The 13,414-nt window shown below is 64.0% G+C and carries 12 protein-coding genes; 8 read left to right on the top strand and 4 right to left on the bottom strand.

Annotated features, from left to right (window positions below; translation table 11 throughout):
* Window positions 1-114: 114 nt before the first annotated feature.
* Window positions 115-1,875 carry a chloride channel protein gene (locus tag AKN83_RS25125; RefSeq protein ID WP_050403422.1) on the bottom strand — a complete coding sequence of 587 codons (1,761 nt, stop codon included), beginning with the start codon at window positions 1,873-1,875 and terminating at the stop codon, window positions 115-117.
* A 192-nt stretch (window positions 1,876-2,067) separates the two neighbouring features.
* On the opposite strand from AKN83_RS25125, the gene AKN83_RS25120 reads away from it, so the two are divergent.
* From AKN83_RS25120 to AKN83_RS25115, 3 genes are all read left to right on the top strand, one after another.
* Window positions 2,068-2,625 carry an HNH endonuclease gene (locus tag AKN83_RS25120; RefSeq protein ID WP_016845270.1) on the top strand — a complete coding sequence of 186 codons (558 nt, stop codon included), beginning with the start codon at window positions 2,068-2,070 and terminating at the stop codon, window positions 2,623-2,625.
* Window positions 2,626-2,848: 223 nt separating this feature from the next.
* Complete coding sequence (locus AKN83_RS39870; protein ID WP_157113544.1) at window positions 2,849-2,989, top strand: hypothetical protein; 141 nt, start codon at window positions 2,849-2,851, stop codon at window positions 2,987-2,989.
* A 312-nt stretch (window positions 2,990-3,301) separates the two neighbouring features.
* The gene (locus AKN83_RS25115; RefSeq protein ID WP_050403421.1) at window positions 3,302-5,596 is read left to right on the top strand and encodes a heavy metal translocating P-type ATPase; all 2,295 of its coding nucleotides are present in this window, start codon (window positions 3,302-3,304) and stop codon (window positions 5,594-5,596) included.
* A gap of 94 nt (window positions 5,597-5,690) precedes the next feature.
* On the opposite strand, the gene AKN83_RS25110 is transcribed toward AKN83_RS25115, so the two are convergent.
* Entirely contained in the window at window positions 5,691-6,068 is a 378-nt protein-coding gene (locus tag AKN83_RS25110) for a hypothetical protein (RefSeq protein ID WP_063695508.1), read from the bottom strand.
* Between the two features lie 61 nt (window positions 6,069-6,129).
* Between AKN83_RS25110 and AKN83_RS25105 the strand changes: the two genes are divergently transcribed.
* From AKN83_RS25105 to AKN83_RS25085, 5 genes are all read left to right on the top strand, one after another.
* Window positions 6,130-7,344 carry a hypothetical protein gene (locus AKN83_RS25105; protein ID WP_050403420.1) on the top strand — a complete coding sequence of 405 codons (1,215 nt, stop codon included), beginning with the start codon at window positions 6,130-6,132 and terminating at the stop codon, window positions 7,342-7,344.
* A 431-nt stretch (window positions 7,345-7,775) separates the two neighbouring features.
* Window positions 7,776-8,294, top strand: coding sequence for a MarR family winged helix-turn-helix transcriptional regulator (locus tag AKN83_RS25100; protein WP_050403419.1), 519 nt, complete (start codon window positions 7,776-7,778; stop codon window positions 8,292-8,294).
* Window positions 8,295-8,296: 2 nt separating this feature from the next.
* Window positions 8,297-10,348 carry an FUSC family protein gene (locus AKN83_RS25095; RefSeq protein ID WP_050403418.1) on the top strand — a complete coding sequence of 684 codons (2,052 nt, stop codon included), beginning with the start codon at window positions 8,297-8,299 and terminating at the stop codon, window positions 10,346-10,348.
* A complete protein-coding gene (locus tag AKN83_RS25090; RefSeq protein ID WP_050403417.1) occupies window positions 10,345-10,551 on the top strand; it encodes a DUF1656 domain-containing protein in 207 nt (68 codons plus the stop codon). Before AKN83_RS25095 ends, AKN83_RS25090 begins: the two co-directional genes overlap by 4 nt.
* A complete protein-coding gene (locus AKN83_RS25085; protein WP_050403416.1) occupies window positions 10,548-11,414 on the top strand; it encodes an efflux RND transporter periplasmic adaptor subunit in 867 nt (288 codons plus the stop codon). Before AKN83_RS25090 ends, AKN83_RS25085 begins: the two co-directional genes overlap by 4 nt.
* Before the next feature lie 50 nt (window positions 11,415-11,464).
* On the opposite strand, the gene AKN83_RS25080 is transcribed toward AKN83_RS25085, so the two are convergent.
* Window positions 11,465-12,331 (bottom strand): tetratricopeptide repeat protein, encoded by an 867-nt coding sequence (locus tag AKN83_RS25080; RefSeq protein ID WP_050403415.1) that lies wholly within the window; start codon window positions 12,329-12,331, stop codon window positions 11,465-11,467.
* Window positions 12,332-12,404: 73 nt separating this feature from the next.
* Window positions 12,405-13,061 carry a FecR family protein gene (locus AKN83_RS25075; protein WP_244522080.1) on the bottom strand — a complete coding sequence of 219 codons (657 nt, stop codon included), beginning with the start codon at window positions 13,059-13,061 and terminating at the stop codon, window positions 12,405-12,407.
* Window positions 13,062-13,414: the final 353 nt, after the last annotated feature.

The raw sequence follows: 13,414 nt of genomic DNA, 5'->3' as shown, positions 1-13,414 counted from the left end.
GAGCGCGCATCGCGCGCGTCTCGAAGGGTCGACGGCCCGGCTGGTGGCCGTGCATCCTTCGAACCTCGCTCTGCTCGCACTTCTGGATGACGGATCGAAAGCGCTCCCGCGCCATCAGATCTCGCCGATCACCTCGCGGCGACGCTGCTCGGATTCTTCCGCGTAGCGCCGCATCGCGTGGGCTTCGGTGAGCAGGCCGATCGGCCGCCGGTCGCCATCGCCCTCGACCACAGCGAGCGATTCCGCTTCGGCCGCGTCGAACACCGCGATCGCCTCCTGCACGTTCATGCCGGGATGCAGCACCACGTCGGCGTAGCGCAGGATGGCGGCAAGCCCCTTGTCGGCCTCGATATCGGGCGCATGCGCTTCGGCGACCAGCGCGAGCCCGGCGTAGCGTCCCTCGCCGTCGACCGCGACGACCTGGGTCTTCGAGCCCGGCGGGAATTTCTCGCGAAACGCCTCGATCGGCATCGCGGCGTTCACCGTCGTCATGTCCTGCCGCATCATCCTGCCGACCGTGAGATCGCGGATCCAGCCGATATCGGCGGCGCTGCGGATGGTCTCGCCGCGCAGATGCAGCCGCCAGGTCGCGAACGAATAGCCGAACAGCTCGCGCGTGATCGTGGTCGAGATGATGACCGCGACCAGCACCGCGGTGGTGAGCCAGAGATTGCCGGTGGATTCCAGCGCGATAAACGACATCGTCAATGGACCGCCGATCACCGAGGCCGACAGCGCGCTCATGCCGATCACCGCATAGGCGTTTGGGTCAAGGTTCAGCCCCGGCCATCCGATGTCGACGCCGGCTGCGAACAGCCGGCCGCCGAGCGCGCCCATGAACAGCGTGGCAAAGAACAATCCACCGCGGAAACCCGAGCCGAGCGACACGATCGAAGCCACCGCCTTCAGGGCGAACACGCCGGCGATAAAGGTGAGCGGCATCGCCACGATGCCGGCGAAGCGCAGCGCACCGTGGCCCGACGACATCACCTGCGGCGTCAGCAGCGCCATGGCGCCGACCGCAAGCCCGCCCAGCGCCGGCCGCAGCGGCGGCCAGAGCCGGGTCTTGGCGAGCAGCGCCTCGCACAGCGCTACCCCGCGCATGATCGCAATCCCGGTCAGGGCCGCGACCACGCCGAGCAGCGCGGCAATCGCGAGATCCCGTCCGAGCACGTCGCCGACGGTTCCGACGCCGACACCGAGCGGCAGCGGCTCGAAGGCATGGGCGACGAAATAGCCGGTCACCGCCGCCACCCCGACCGGAGTAAGGCTTGCCGGCGTGTAGCCGCCGATCACGAGTTCGAAAGCGTAGAACGCGCCCGCCAGCGGCGCGCTGAAGGCTCCGGCGATGGCCGCCGCCGCGCCGCAGCCCACCATGATTCGCTGGTCGTTGCGGCGGAGATGGAAACCGCGGCCGAGCGAGGCGGCCAGACCACTGGACAACTGGGTGTAGCCGGCCTCGAGCCCGACCGAGCCGCCGACGCCGCTCGACCAGATCGTCTGCAGCGCCACGATCACGCTGCCGCGGAACGACATCCGGCCGCCATAAAGCGCGTTGGCCTCGATCGGGTCGATTTCCCGAGCCGGCCGGACCCGGAGCAGCAGCAGGAACGCTACGCCAAGCACCAGTCCGCCTACCGTGGGAACCACAAGCGCCCGCACGGGATCGATGCTGGGCTGGCTCGACAGCCGTTCGCCCAGCGGCAGATTGAACAGCACCGAGTGCAACACCGTGACCAGGCTGCTCATGACCGCGACCACGAGGCCGCCAATGGCGCCGATCAGCAACGCCAGCACCACGAGGCTCGTCTCGTGCGCACGCACGAATGCGCGCAACCGGCGCGGCGCCTCGAGATAGCTTGTGGTCGCGGTCATCGGCAGGGTCCGTCACTGGCCGACAGGGCCTTACGGCCCCCTTTACGGGCCTCGCGGGCGGGAGGCAATCGCGGCAGGAACATGGCAGGGCATGGCGGATAAGCCGCTCATTGCTCTTCACAATCCCGTCACGCTGCCTGTAGTATGTGAGTGCATGCTGCTTCGCAGCTAATGGGAGATCAGGAGCGTTATTTGAACGCACATGTCTCGCAAGGCGGTTGGCCGGTGCTGGTCTTGAATGCGGACTTCCGGCCGCTGAGTTATTACCCGCTGTCGCTCTGGTCCTGGCAGGACGCGATCAAGGCGGTGTTCCTCGATCGTGTCAACATCGTCGAATATTACGACCGGGCGGTACGAAGTCCTTCCTTCGAAATCCAGCTTCCGAGCGTCGTATCCCTCAAATCCTTCGTCAAGCCGACCACCCACCCCGCCTTCACCCGGTTCAACGTTTTCCTTCGCGACCGATTCAGCTGCCAATATTGCCTGTCGGGCGACGACCTCACCTTCGATCACATCATTCCGCGCAGCAAGGGTGGCCAGACCACCTGGGAGAACGTCGTCGCCGCCTGCTCGCCCTGCAATTTGCGCAAGGGCAATCTGACGCCGCAGCAGGCCAAGATGTTTCCGAAGCAGACGCCCTACGCTCCGACGGTGCACCAGCTCCACCGCAACGGCCGGCTGTTCCCGCCGAACTATCTGCACGAGAGCTGGCTCGACTATCTCTACTGGGATACTGAGCTCGATCCGTAGCGCGCGACACGGTCGTCATTGATCGGAGTCCGGCTACTTCGCCCGGATACCGGTCGAGTCTTTCGAGTCGGAAGCAACATTCGAGGCATTGTCGGTCGGCGGTTGCGACTGGCGACCCAAGTGAGCCCGATCTTCGAAGGAACAGAACTATGACCTCCAAGACGGCGAAGCCGTCGCCGATATCGGTCCAACGCCCGACTATGAACGCGAGCGTGACATTGATATGAAAGAGGCCGCCAGCAAGGGCGGCCTCCCGGAACAGCTTAAAATGAAGCAGTCCTCGTTGCTCGGTGATGGACAAATGTATCTGGCCAGCTTTGCAACGTATCTGCTTGTTGCACAGTCAGCGCCGAACTGGCCTTGATCGTTGTCAAAGCAGCCCGAGACGGCTCTTGCCTTGCGCAGTCACTGCGCATTTGTAGCCTCAAGTCGGTCCAGATACCGGCTCAGCCACCGCACGACACTCTCGCGTCGAGATGACGCTCAAGTACGCCGAACAATCTCAGGCGAGCGGCGCGGTTGTGGCTTCGCGAAGTTCTCAAGGTCAGGCATCACTTCACGCAATCTGACAGCCCACCTAACCATCCTGATATTGCCTTCAGCCACATTGATTTCCATCAAAATGGAGGTCGGGGATTCTTGAGACAATAATGTAATTGGCTTTAGAGCGGCTCGGATGTACTTGGTGTGGTCTGAAGGTGTTTTCCGCCGAACGCTCATCGCGGTCGCGATCGCGGGGCTCGTTTCCGGACTCTTGGCGTGGGGCGCCCACAGACCCGAGCTGGCGAAGTGGTGTTGGGTAAGCGGCACCATCCCTGTCATTACCGGTTTGTTTGTTGCCATGGTGCGTGACCTCTCGGTAGGTCGCATGGGCGTCGATTCAATCGCATTCGTCTCAATGTCCGGCGCGCTTCTTCTCGGCGAGGCTCTCGCCGGGATTGTCATTGCCATCATGTATGCGGGCGGCAATGTGCTCGAAGACATTGCCGTTGCCCGAGCTCAACGCGACCTCCGGTCGCTGATCGACCGTGCACCGAGAATTGCTCATCGGCAGGCTGGATCGACTATCACTGACACACCCATCGAGCAAGTTGCTATCGGCGACATCATCCTGGTGCGCTCCGGCGAGGTCATTCCGGTCGACGGTGTCATCACCAGCCTGGCGGCGACCATCGATGAATCGGCGCTGAGCGGCGAGCCCATACCCGTGTCTCGGCAGGCAGGCGAGCCAGCGCGCAGCGGCTCGCTTAACGCAGGCGGGCCATTCGAAATCCGTGCGTCTGCCACCGCCGGTGAGAGCACCTATGCGGGCATATTGAGGATGGTGAGTGCGGCGCAGACCGCAAAATCGCCCTTTCTCCGCCTGGCGGATCGCTATGCACTTTTGCTGTTGCCGATCACCCTGCTGCTCGCCGGCGGCGCTTGGCTTTTCTCTGGCGATCCCATCCGTGGGCTTGCAGTGTTGGTTGCTGCGACGCCGTGTCCACTTATTCTAGCGGCCCCGGTCGCATTCATATCGGGGGTTGCGCGGGCTGCCAAGCGCGGGATTCTGGTCAAAGGAAGCAGTCCCCTCGAAGCGCTCGCGGAAACTCATACGGTGATGTTCGACAAGACTGGCACTCTGACCGTTGGTGGTGCCCGTCTTGTTGCAATCGAAGTCGCTCCGAACCATCAAGCGGACGAGGTGCTTCGGCTGGCGGCGTCGCTTGAGCAGGTATCACATCACATCGTTGCGGTGGCAATCGTTCAGGCGGCGACTGCGAAGGGCCTCAAGCTGACTGCTGCGTCACACGTGCGCGAAACCGTGGGAGCAGGCCTCGAGGGCGTAATCGATGGGAGAACGATTCGGGTCGGCTCGCACCAGTTGGTCAATGGATCTCAAAAGCCCGAACCGTGGGTGGTTCGCACCCTCAGGCGTGCCGCGTGGCGTTCGGCATTAAGCGCGTTCGTCGCTGTGGATGGACGCACGATTGGCGCTCTGTTACTGGGTGACGAGCTTCGGCGCGAAACGCCCCGCGCGGTTCAGGCTCTGCGAACGGCCGGAGTTTCACGTATCGTGATGGTGACCGGTGACCGGGCGGAGGCAGCGGAGACGATCGGCGCCGCGCTTGATCTTGACGCAGTCCTTTCGGACCGTGAGCCGGCTGATAAGGTCGATGCCGTCGCCACCGAACAGCGCCGGAACGTTACGGTTATGGTCGGGGACGGCATCAACGACGCGCCCGCATTGGCGGCCGCGAACGTGGGCGTTGCGCTTGGCGCGCGAGGTGCGAGCGCGTCCTCGGAAGCGGCTGATGTCGTCATCCTTGTCGATCGTCTCGATCGCGTCTCCGACGCGATCGGCATTGCGAAGCGGACCCGCTCGATAGCCTTGCAGAGCATCATTTCGGGAATGACGTTGTCCGCCATCGCAATGGCCTTCGCCGCAGTCGGATGGTTGCCTCCGGTCGCCGGAGCTCTGACCCAGGAAGTGATTGATGTGGCCGTTATCCTCAACGCCTTGCGTGCATTGAGTCCCGGCCACGCGAACGGTCGCCCGACTATGCCTATCGCTGCGGCCAGTTCGCTTCAAGCGGATCACGAGCAGTTGGAGCCAACGCTCAATCGCTTGAGGGAGGTCGCAGACGCACTGGATCACGCTGAAGGTTCCGGCGCAGTCGCCATGATTTCGGAAGCAGATCGGATTACGAATAAGATCGTGACCCATGAGCGGGACGACGAAAGCCGCGTCTACCCGCGCGTCGCAAGATACCTGGCGGACCGTCATGGGCTTGGGGCAATGAGCCGCGCACATCGCGAGATCATCCATCTGTCGCGCCTCCTGAGACGGCTCGCTGATGGGCTGAGGCCCGAGGATATTGATCCCTACCTGATCAGGGACGCACAGCGGGTCATCGAATCGATTGAGGCACTCGTGCGCATCCATAACGCCCAGGAGGAAGACATCTATGAATATGCAATCGGGGCATAGGCGCGAGCAGCGGGAGGATCGGAGATGGCCCATGCTCGCATCAACGCCTACGAGACGGGGTTAGCTATCGGTATTCTACCGGGTGGCTGGCGTCTCAATGCGACTGAGTATTCGTGACGTTCTCGCCGACCCCCTTCCCTGGCAGCAACTGGTCGAGCCCTTGGAACATCATCATCCGCCCGAGGTCCGTTTCGATAATCATGCATCCTCCGCGGCTCAATAGCCGCAGATCGCCCGGAGTGCTGCCGGCTCTCCGCAACCGGGTGGCATGGGGTTGGCAGTCGGCACACTTCTCCGTGCATCTGCGGTGCGTTAAGGTTAGCGAGCGCGTCGCGTTAACCTCCACAGGTTGAATTTCTTGACGGCTCACAAATGACGCCGGAGAGTTGACGCACGGACGCGCGCCCAGACCGAGCAGCACCAGATTTCTTGCTTGCGTGATGTCGATCGACCCGAAGTTCTCGACATTCATTTGATCCTATCGTCCGACGACGCTGCCGCATTTGGGCAAGAGACGAAGTGGCGAGAAGCGCATGCTGAGCTCCATGTCCCATACGGCTGTCAGGGTTATCGATCCGCCTGACGACCTGTCGATCGCGCCGGACCTGCCGCGTGAGCAGTCCGATCCCGTAGTGGTCCAGGCGCCCACGCCAATGTCACGCAAGGGCAGCGCCAGGCCGATGACGACGGCTGACGTTCCCGCGGTCGCGCGGCTGTTCCTCAAGGTCTTCAGGAATATCGACAAGCCCGCGGGTGCCGATCTCAAGGATTATTTCCACGCATTGACCCTCGGTTCACCGTCCTACAGCGCGGCGACAGGGACGCAAATCTACCAGCAGCAGGACGGCCACATCTCGAGCGCGCTGCTCTCCGTCCCGATGCGCTTCATCGCCTGCGGTAATGTCATCCCGGGACGGTTGCTCGGCGTTTTCATGACCAACGGAGACTCGGCCGGTGCGGCGCAGCTCAATCTTGGTCTGCGACCAAAACGAGCGAGTCTTTCATTCTGTGACAGTGCATCGCCGACCAGCGCCAGGTCGCTGCTCGCCATCGGCGGAAAGACGATTCCGCTGCAGAACCTGGAATGGGTGCGCACGTTCCGTCCGTTCGGAGCACTCGTCGAACGCCTTTTGCCGCGCTTCATGCGCCGACTCGATCCGGCTCTGGCAACGCTCGCGCGTGCCGTTGATGCTCTCCTCAGTCGCCTGCGCAGTGATGAAGGGATCGAGGGAGGCAGCGAACTGAAGGTGCAGGAGATGTCGGTCCCGGACTTCCTCGTGCAGGCACCCCGGTTCATTGCCCACTACGCCGTCCGGCCGCTGTGGTCGGAAGACGAACTCGGCTGGCTGGTCGGCCTGGCTGCGCAGAACACCAGGCTCGGCGCATTCACGATCCGCGCGGTCGAAGACCGGTCCGGAGCGGTGATCGGATGCTTTGTCTACTATGCGGCCCCGGGGCGGACCGCGCATGTTCTGAACATCCTGTCGCTTCCGGACCAGGAGGTCGGCGTGCTCTGTGCGATGTTCCGCCACCTCGAGCGCACCGGCCATGCCAGAGCCCGCGGCCGTGCGCAACCCGCCCTGATGGCAGGGCTAGGACTGCAGCGCCGGCTCGTGTTCCGGCACCGCGCCTTCGCCATGGCGTTGACGCGCGTTGCGGAGGTGAACGACGCCGTCGTGCGCGGCGATATCTATGTCGGCGGCCTTGCCGGCGAGGACTGGAGCCGGTTGATGCACGACTTCGGCTGAAATCGGACAGCGCGCGGCGATCGTGTGGCAGCAACCGCAGCTTGCGGCTAAGTCGACTGCTTGGCGAGAGCCGCGTCGCCCTCTTCGCGTCCGGGAACGCTGACGTGCACTTCTGATGCGATAGACGCGGACTGGCATGAGCCGGCCCGCGAGCGGCGGCCATCCCGCGCGATCTCTGTCTCGCGAAACGCGACCGTGCAGCAGGCGGCGCCGGCGACGCCTGCGGCCCCCTCCAGCCGGCCGGCTGGACAAAAATATCGAAAACAACCCCATGCACAGTAGGGGTTGGGGCCCACTCGTCATCCACCCGCATCGGGTAGATGCCCATCCACATACCGACGCCCCTGCTGCGTGATCGCATTTGCGTGATCCGCAGCCATGTCCGCGGCAATATCATTGCAGCCTAATAGTTTGTATCCTATCTAATTTGCATGCCTCCTTCGCAATCCCATATCCACGCCGAGATCGGCCGCCTGATCACCAGGCTCGCGCGAATCTGGCGTCGCGAGTCGGATCAGGCGCTGTCCGATCACGGCCTGTCCTACGCGACGGCGATACCGCTGCTGGTGCTGTCGCGGCACGGGGAGAACGTCCGACAGGGCGTGCTCGCCGACGAACTGGGGATCGAGGGGCCTTCGCTGGTGCGGCTGATCGACCTGCTGCAATCCGAAGGCCTGGTCGAGCGACGCGGGGACCCGACCGATCGGCGCGCCAAGACGCTGCATCTCACCGCGGCCGGCGAAGCCAAGGTCGAGCAGACGAACCGGGTGCTGCGCCGCGTGCGGGCCAGCGTGCTCAAGGATATCGGCAGCGAGGAACTTGCGATAACCTTCGAGACGCTGCAGCGCATCGATGCGCGGGCGAGCCGCCTGCAGAACGCCAAGAGCCCTGCAGCCAAGACCGCTTCAGATAAGACAGCTTCAGATAAGGCCGCTCAAGAGGCGAAATAGTCATGCGCGCGGAAGAGCCGTTCCTGGTCCGCCACGCGGACATCATCTTCGCGTTGAAGACGTTCGCCGCGTCGATGCTGGCGCTCGTCATCGCATTGGCGATCGATCTGCCGCGGCCCTATTGGGCGATGGCGACGGTCTATATCACGTCGCAGCCGCTGGCCGGCGCGACCAGCTCAAAGGCGTTCTTCCGCGTGATCGGCACCCTGGTCGGCGCGACCATGACGGTCGCGCTGGTGCCGAACCTGATCAATGCGCCGGAGCTGCTGTGCCTCGCGATCGCGCTCTGGGTTGGATTATGCCTTTATCTGTCGCTGCTCGACGGCACGCCGCGCAGCTATGTCTTCATGCTCGGCGGATACACCGTCGCGCTGATCGGCTTTCCGTCGGTGGCCGACCCGGGCAGCATCTTCGATGTCGCGCTGGCGCGGGTCGAGGAGATCTCGCTCGGCATCATCTGTGCCAGCCTGGTGTCGACGGTGGTATTTCCGCGCAGCGTCGCGCCAGCGGTCGGCGAACGCGTCAGGAGCTGGCTGTCGGATGCGCGACGGCTGTCCCGCGACGTGCTGCTTGATCACGGGACCAGCGAGACGCGCCGGGCCCAGCGCCTTCGCCTTGCGACCGATATCGTCGAGATCGATACGCTGGCAACCCATGTCGCCTATGACCGGCTGGCCGAAATCGGCACCGTGCGCGGCCTCGCCGAGATCCGGCTGCGCATGCTGATGCTGTTGCCGATCATCACGTCGATCGAAGACCGGCTCGCCGCACTCGGCGAAGCGACGCTGCAAAGGCAGCCGGAGCTGCGGCACCTGCTCGCCGATCTCGCCGCATGGATCGTGGACGACGAACGCCAGCGGCAATCCGGCGACCAGATCCGCGCTGCGATCGCCGAGCGGCAATCTGCCCTCGACGGCCTCGCTCCGCGGGAGCGTATCATCACGATCAGCCTGCTGCTCCGGCTGCGCGAGCTTGTCGACATCTCGGCCGACTGCCGCGCAGTCGGCGATGCGATTGCTGCGGGCAAGGATATCTCCGGCGTCCCGCTGGCGTTCCACCCGGAATCCGGCGCGGCGCCGGTCCGTCATCGCGACCACGGCATGGCGCTGTGGTCGGCCGCGGGCGCGGCAATCGCCATCCTGATCTGCTGCGGCCTGTGGATTGCGACAGGCTGGCCGGATGGCGCGTCGGCGCCGATGATGGCGGCGGTCGCTTGCTCCTTCTTCGCCGCACAGGACGAGCCGGCGCGCAGCATCCGGGCCTTCGGCCTGTTTTCGCTGGTCGCGATCGTCGTCGTCGCGATCTATCAGTTCGCGCTGGTGCCGGGCATCACCCATGTCGAGGTCCTGATCGCCGCGCTGGCGCCGACCTTCCTGACCTACGGCTTCCTGATCGCGCGGCCGAAAACCGCGCCGATCGGCATGGCGCTCGCCGCCAACACCGCGACGCTGCTGGCGCTGCAGTCGACCTACAGCGCGGATTTTGCCGGCTTCGCCAACACGGCGGTCGCCTTCTTCCTCGGCGTCGTCATCGCCGAGATCGTAACGCGGGTCGCGCGCGGCGTCGGTGCCGAATGGGTCGCCAAGCGGCTGATGACCTCGGGCTGGCAGACGCTCGCGGTCGCGGCCGAGCGGCGCGGCCACGGCGACCGGGCGCAGTTTGCGGGCCTGATGCTGCATCGGCTGGGGCTCCTGGTGCAGCGCATCGCCTTCATCTCCGAGAGCGACCGCCGCGACGCCGACAGCCTGGTCCAGCTGCGCATCGGGCTCAACATCATCGACCTCAGGCGCGCCCGCTACGGCCTTGTCGCATCGACCGTGCGCGCCATCGACGACATGCTGGACGCCCTCGCGGCCGCGTTTCGCGCCCATGCGGACGGAGCCATGCCGGCCGAACTGCTGTCATGCATCGATGCGGCGGTGACCGCGGTCGTCAAGGACCCCAATGAGCGCGCGCGGGACGATGCGTTGCTCGGCCTCGTCGGCATCCGCCGCGGCCTGTTTCCGCACGCAGCTGCGTATCGATCGCAGCCGGAGGAGAGTTTTGCTGCATGAGATATGAGCTCGACATCTACGGCGTCCTGGTCCCGGCGCTGCTGCTGTGGCTGATCGTTGCCTATGCGCTGAGCGCGGGGATCAGCCGGATCATGCAGCGCTTCGGGCTCTACCGGCTGGTCTGGCATCGCGCGCTGTTCAATTTCGCCCTGTACGTATGCCTGCTCGGCGTCGTCGTTTATGTTTCGGAGTTTCTGCCATGAAAGGGAATTTCGCCTGGTTCGGCCGAGTTGCGCTGACCGCCATCGCGCTCGTCGCCGCGCTTGCTGTCGGCCGCGCGCTGTGGATCTACTACATGGAGTCGCCGTGGACGCGCGACGGCAGGGTCCGGGCCGACGTGGTTCAGGTCGCTCCCGACGTCTCCGGCTTCGTCACCGACGTGCTGGTCAAGGACAATCAGCAAGTGCATCGCGGCGATATCCTGTTCCGGATCGATCGCGCACGCTTTGCCCTAGCCTTGCAACAGGCCGACGCTGCGGTCGCCGGCCATCGCGCGACGCTGGATCAGGCCGAGTCCGACCTCAAGCGCTACAGCGCGCTGACCACCGATGCGGTGTCGCAGCAGAAGCAGGAGCAGGTCCTGGCGACGCAGCTTCAGGCCAAGGCCGCCTATGACCAATCGGTCGCCGATCGCGCGGTCGCGCAGCTCAACCTCGATCGCAGCGAGGTGCATGCATCGGTCAACGGCACCATCACCAATATGGACCTGCGGCCCGGCGCCTACGTCACCGCGGGCAAGGGCGTGATGGCGCTGGTCGACACCGATACGCTGCATGTCGAGGGCTATTTCGAGGAAACCAAGCTCGCGCGCATTCGGGTCGGCGACAAGGCGCAGGTCCGCCTGATGGGCGAGCCGGTCCGCCTCACCGGACATGTCGAGAGCATTGCAGCCGGCATCGCGGACCGCGACCGCACCGACGGTGCCAACCTGCTCGCAAACGTCAATCCGACTTTCAGCTGGGTCCGGCTCGCACAGCGCGTCCCGGTGCGCATCGCGCTCGACCATCTGCCGGATCGCATCGCGCTGGTCGCCGGCCGCTCGGCCACGGTCGAGATCATGAACTAGAGCATTTCGGTTCTGATTGAAGCAGAACCGAAGCTCCAGACTGTCGTTCGCTATTGCACGCCGTAGCGCGTGAAATCGTCGCCGACGCTGCCCTGGATCGCCTTGGCCGCCGCGATGTCGACATTGCCGCCGGCCTTGTCGCCTCGCTTCAGCTTCGCCAGCCCGCGGCCGTAGAGTGCGCTCGCGAGCTTCGGATCGATGCGAAGCGCGGCGCTATAGTCGTCGATCGCTGCGCCAAAATCGCCGGTCTTCAGATAGATCAGGCCGCGCGAATCGTAGGTCGCCGCATTGGCTTCCCCCGCTTGCAGCGCCTTGTTGCAGTCCTGCAGCGCCTCCTGCAGCGCGCCGAGGATGGCGCGGCTCCAGCAGCGCCCGTTCCACACGCCGTCGAGTTTCGGCTCGAGGCGAATGGCCTGATCGTAATCCTGCACGGCGCGCGCATAGTCATTTTTCTTCAGGTAGGCACCGGCGCGATTGGCGAAGGCTTCGCCGTAGTTCGGATTGAGCCGGATCGCCTGATCGAACGCGTCGGTCGCGCGATCGTATTCGTGCTTCCTGAGGTAGACCACGCCGCGGTTGTTGAACGGCTTGGCGTAGGTTGGATTGAGCTCGATGGATCGATCAAAATCCCCGATGGCGCGGTCATAGTCTTGCTTGGCGGCGTAGGCGTTGCCGCGGTTGTTGTAGGCGATCGCAAGACCAGCCGGCGTCATGTCCTGTCCGGCATCGATCAATTCCGTGCAGGCGCCGATGCGCGCATCGGCCGGCGCGTGATCGAGGCCGCTGCACAGCTCGATGTTGCGCAGATAGTTGCTCTTTTGCTTCGGGTCCTGCGCGCCCGCCGGGGCTGCAAGCAACAGCAGGATGCACAGCACCGGCAGGCCGCCGCCCCCCACAGAACCTGCACGAGGCTTCATGCCGGGCTCCGGTTTTGACGATGCAGCGTCGCTCGTTTCCATGAGTGGCCGCTCAAGCCAACGCCCTGCTCGCTTAGCACCCTCGACAGATATTCGGATTGAACCTGTGGTTGGGGTTCTGCTCGGGCTGCGGCGCCGCGCGTGTCGCGGGCTTTCTGAGAAGCTTGCTCTTGCCCTCTTCCACGAGCGTCGCGAACCTGACCGTTCCATCGTCGGAGATTTCGATGCGCGGCGTGGTGCCTCGAATTCCCATCGTCGCGGCGGGCGTGTCGATCTTCATGTCACCGGTCTTCGCGACGTTGCCGGCAACGAAGGTGAACGTTCCATTGGCCAGCTTGAACAAGGTCGAATTCGACTTGCCGTTCGGGTCGTAGACGAACTCGGTCATGGTCATCTTGGCGTTGCTCGACAGATTGAACGAGGTGCCATCGGTGAAGTTGATCGCGACCCTGCCGTCGGCTCCGGTCTGCACGACGTCGCCCATATAGACGAGGTCGCCGACCTTCGCCTGAGGCAATTGATCCGACAGCGCGGCCTGAACGACGGCCGCACTCGCATGTTCGATCGTGACCGAGCCGGTGGCTGTCACGACCTTCCCGATGTACTTTGCTGCGGAATCTTGAACAGCGGGCTGGGCCGATCCGGTTTGCGCCTGCACCGGAACGGACGTCAGTGCTGCGAGCGTGAAAACGGTGCCGGCGAGCAATTGAATAATAAAATCGATGCGCACGATCCACTCCCTCGAGAAGATCTTGTCGTGCCGCGGCGCGGTGGTGATGTGGACCGCCGGGCCGAGACCGCAGGACCTTGAGTGTCAAGTTGCAGCAGACAGGCCTAAACGCCTGGACCAGTTCGACTAAAAATTAATAGGTGGACAATCGACTTGGTAAATATACATTAAATCCAGTGGGGCTGCACTCGCGATAAAGGACAGCAGTTCTGTCGTTTTGCGATAGCTCCCCGCGGTACTGGAATCTCATTTCGACGACGAATTTAATTTCAATCAGGACGTTTCCGCGGGCAAGCCTATGGCGACCGAAGCGGGGTCATTTCACCTCGTCGCGGGTGCAAGCCAGACCAAGA

The sequence above is a fragment of the Bradyrhizobium embrapense genome (genome assembly GCF_001189235.2).
GTDB classification, from domain to species: Bacteria; Pseudomonadota; Alphaproteobacteria; order Rhizobiales; family Xanthobacteraceae; genus Bradyrhizobium; species Bradyrhizobium embrapense.
Note: the sequence above shows the minus strand (reverse complement) of the source record. Positions and strands in the feature narration are given on the sequence as shown.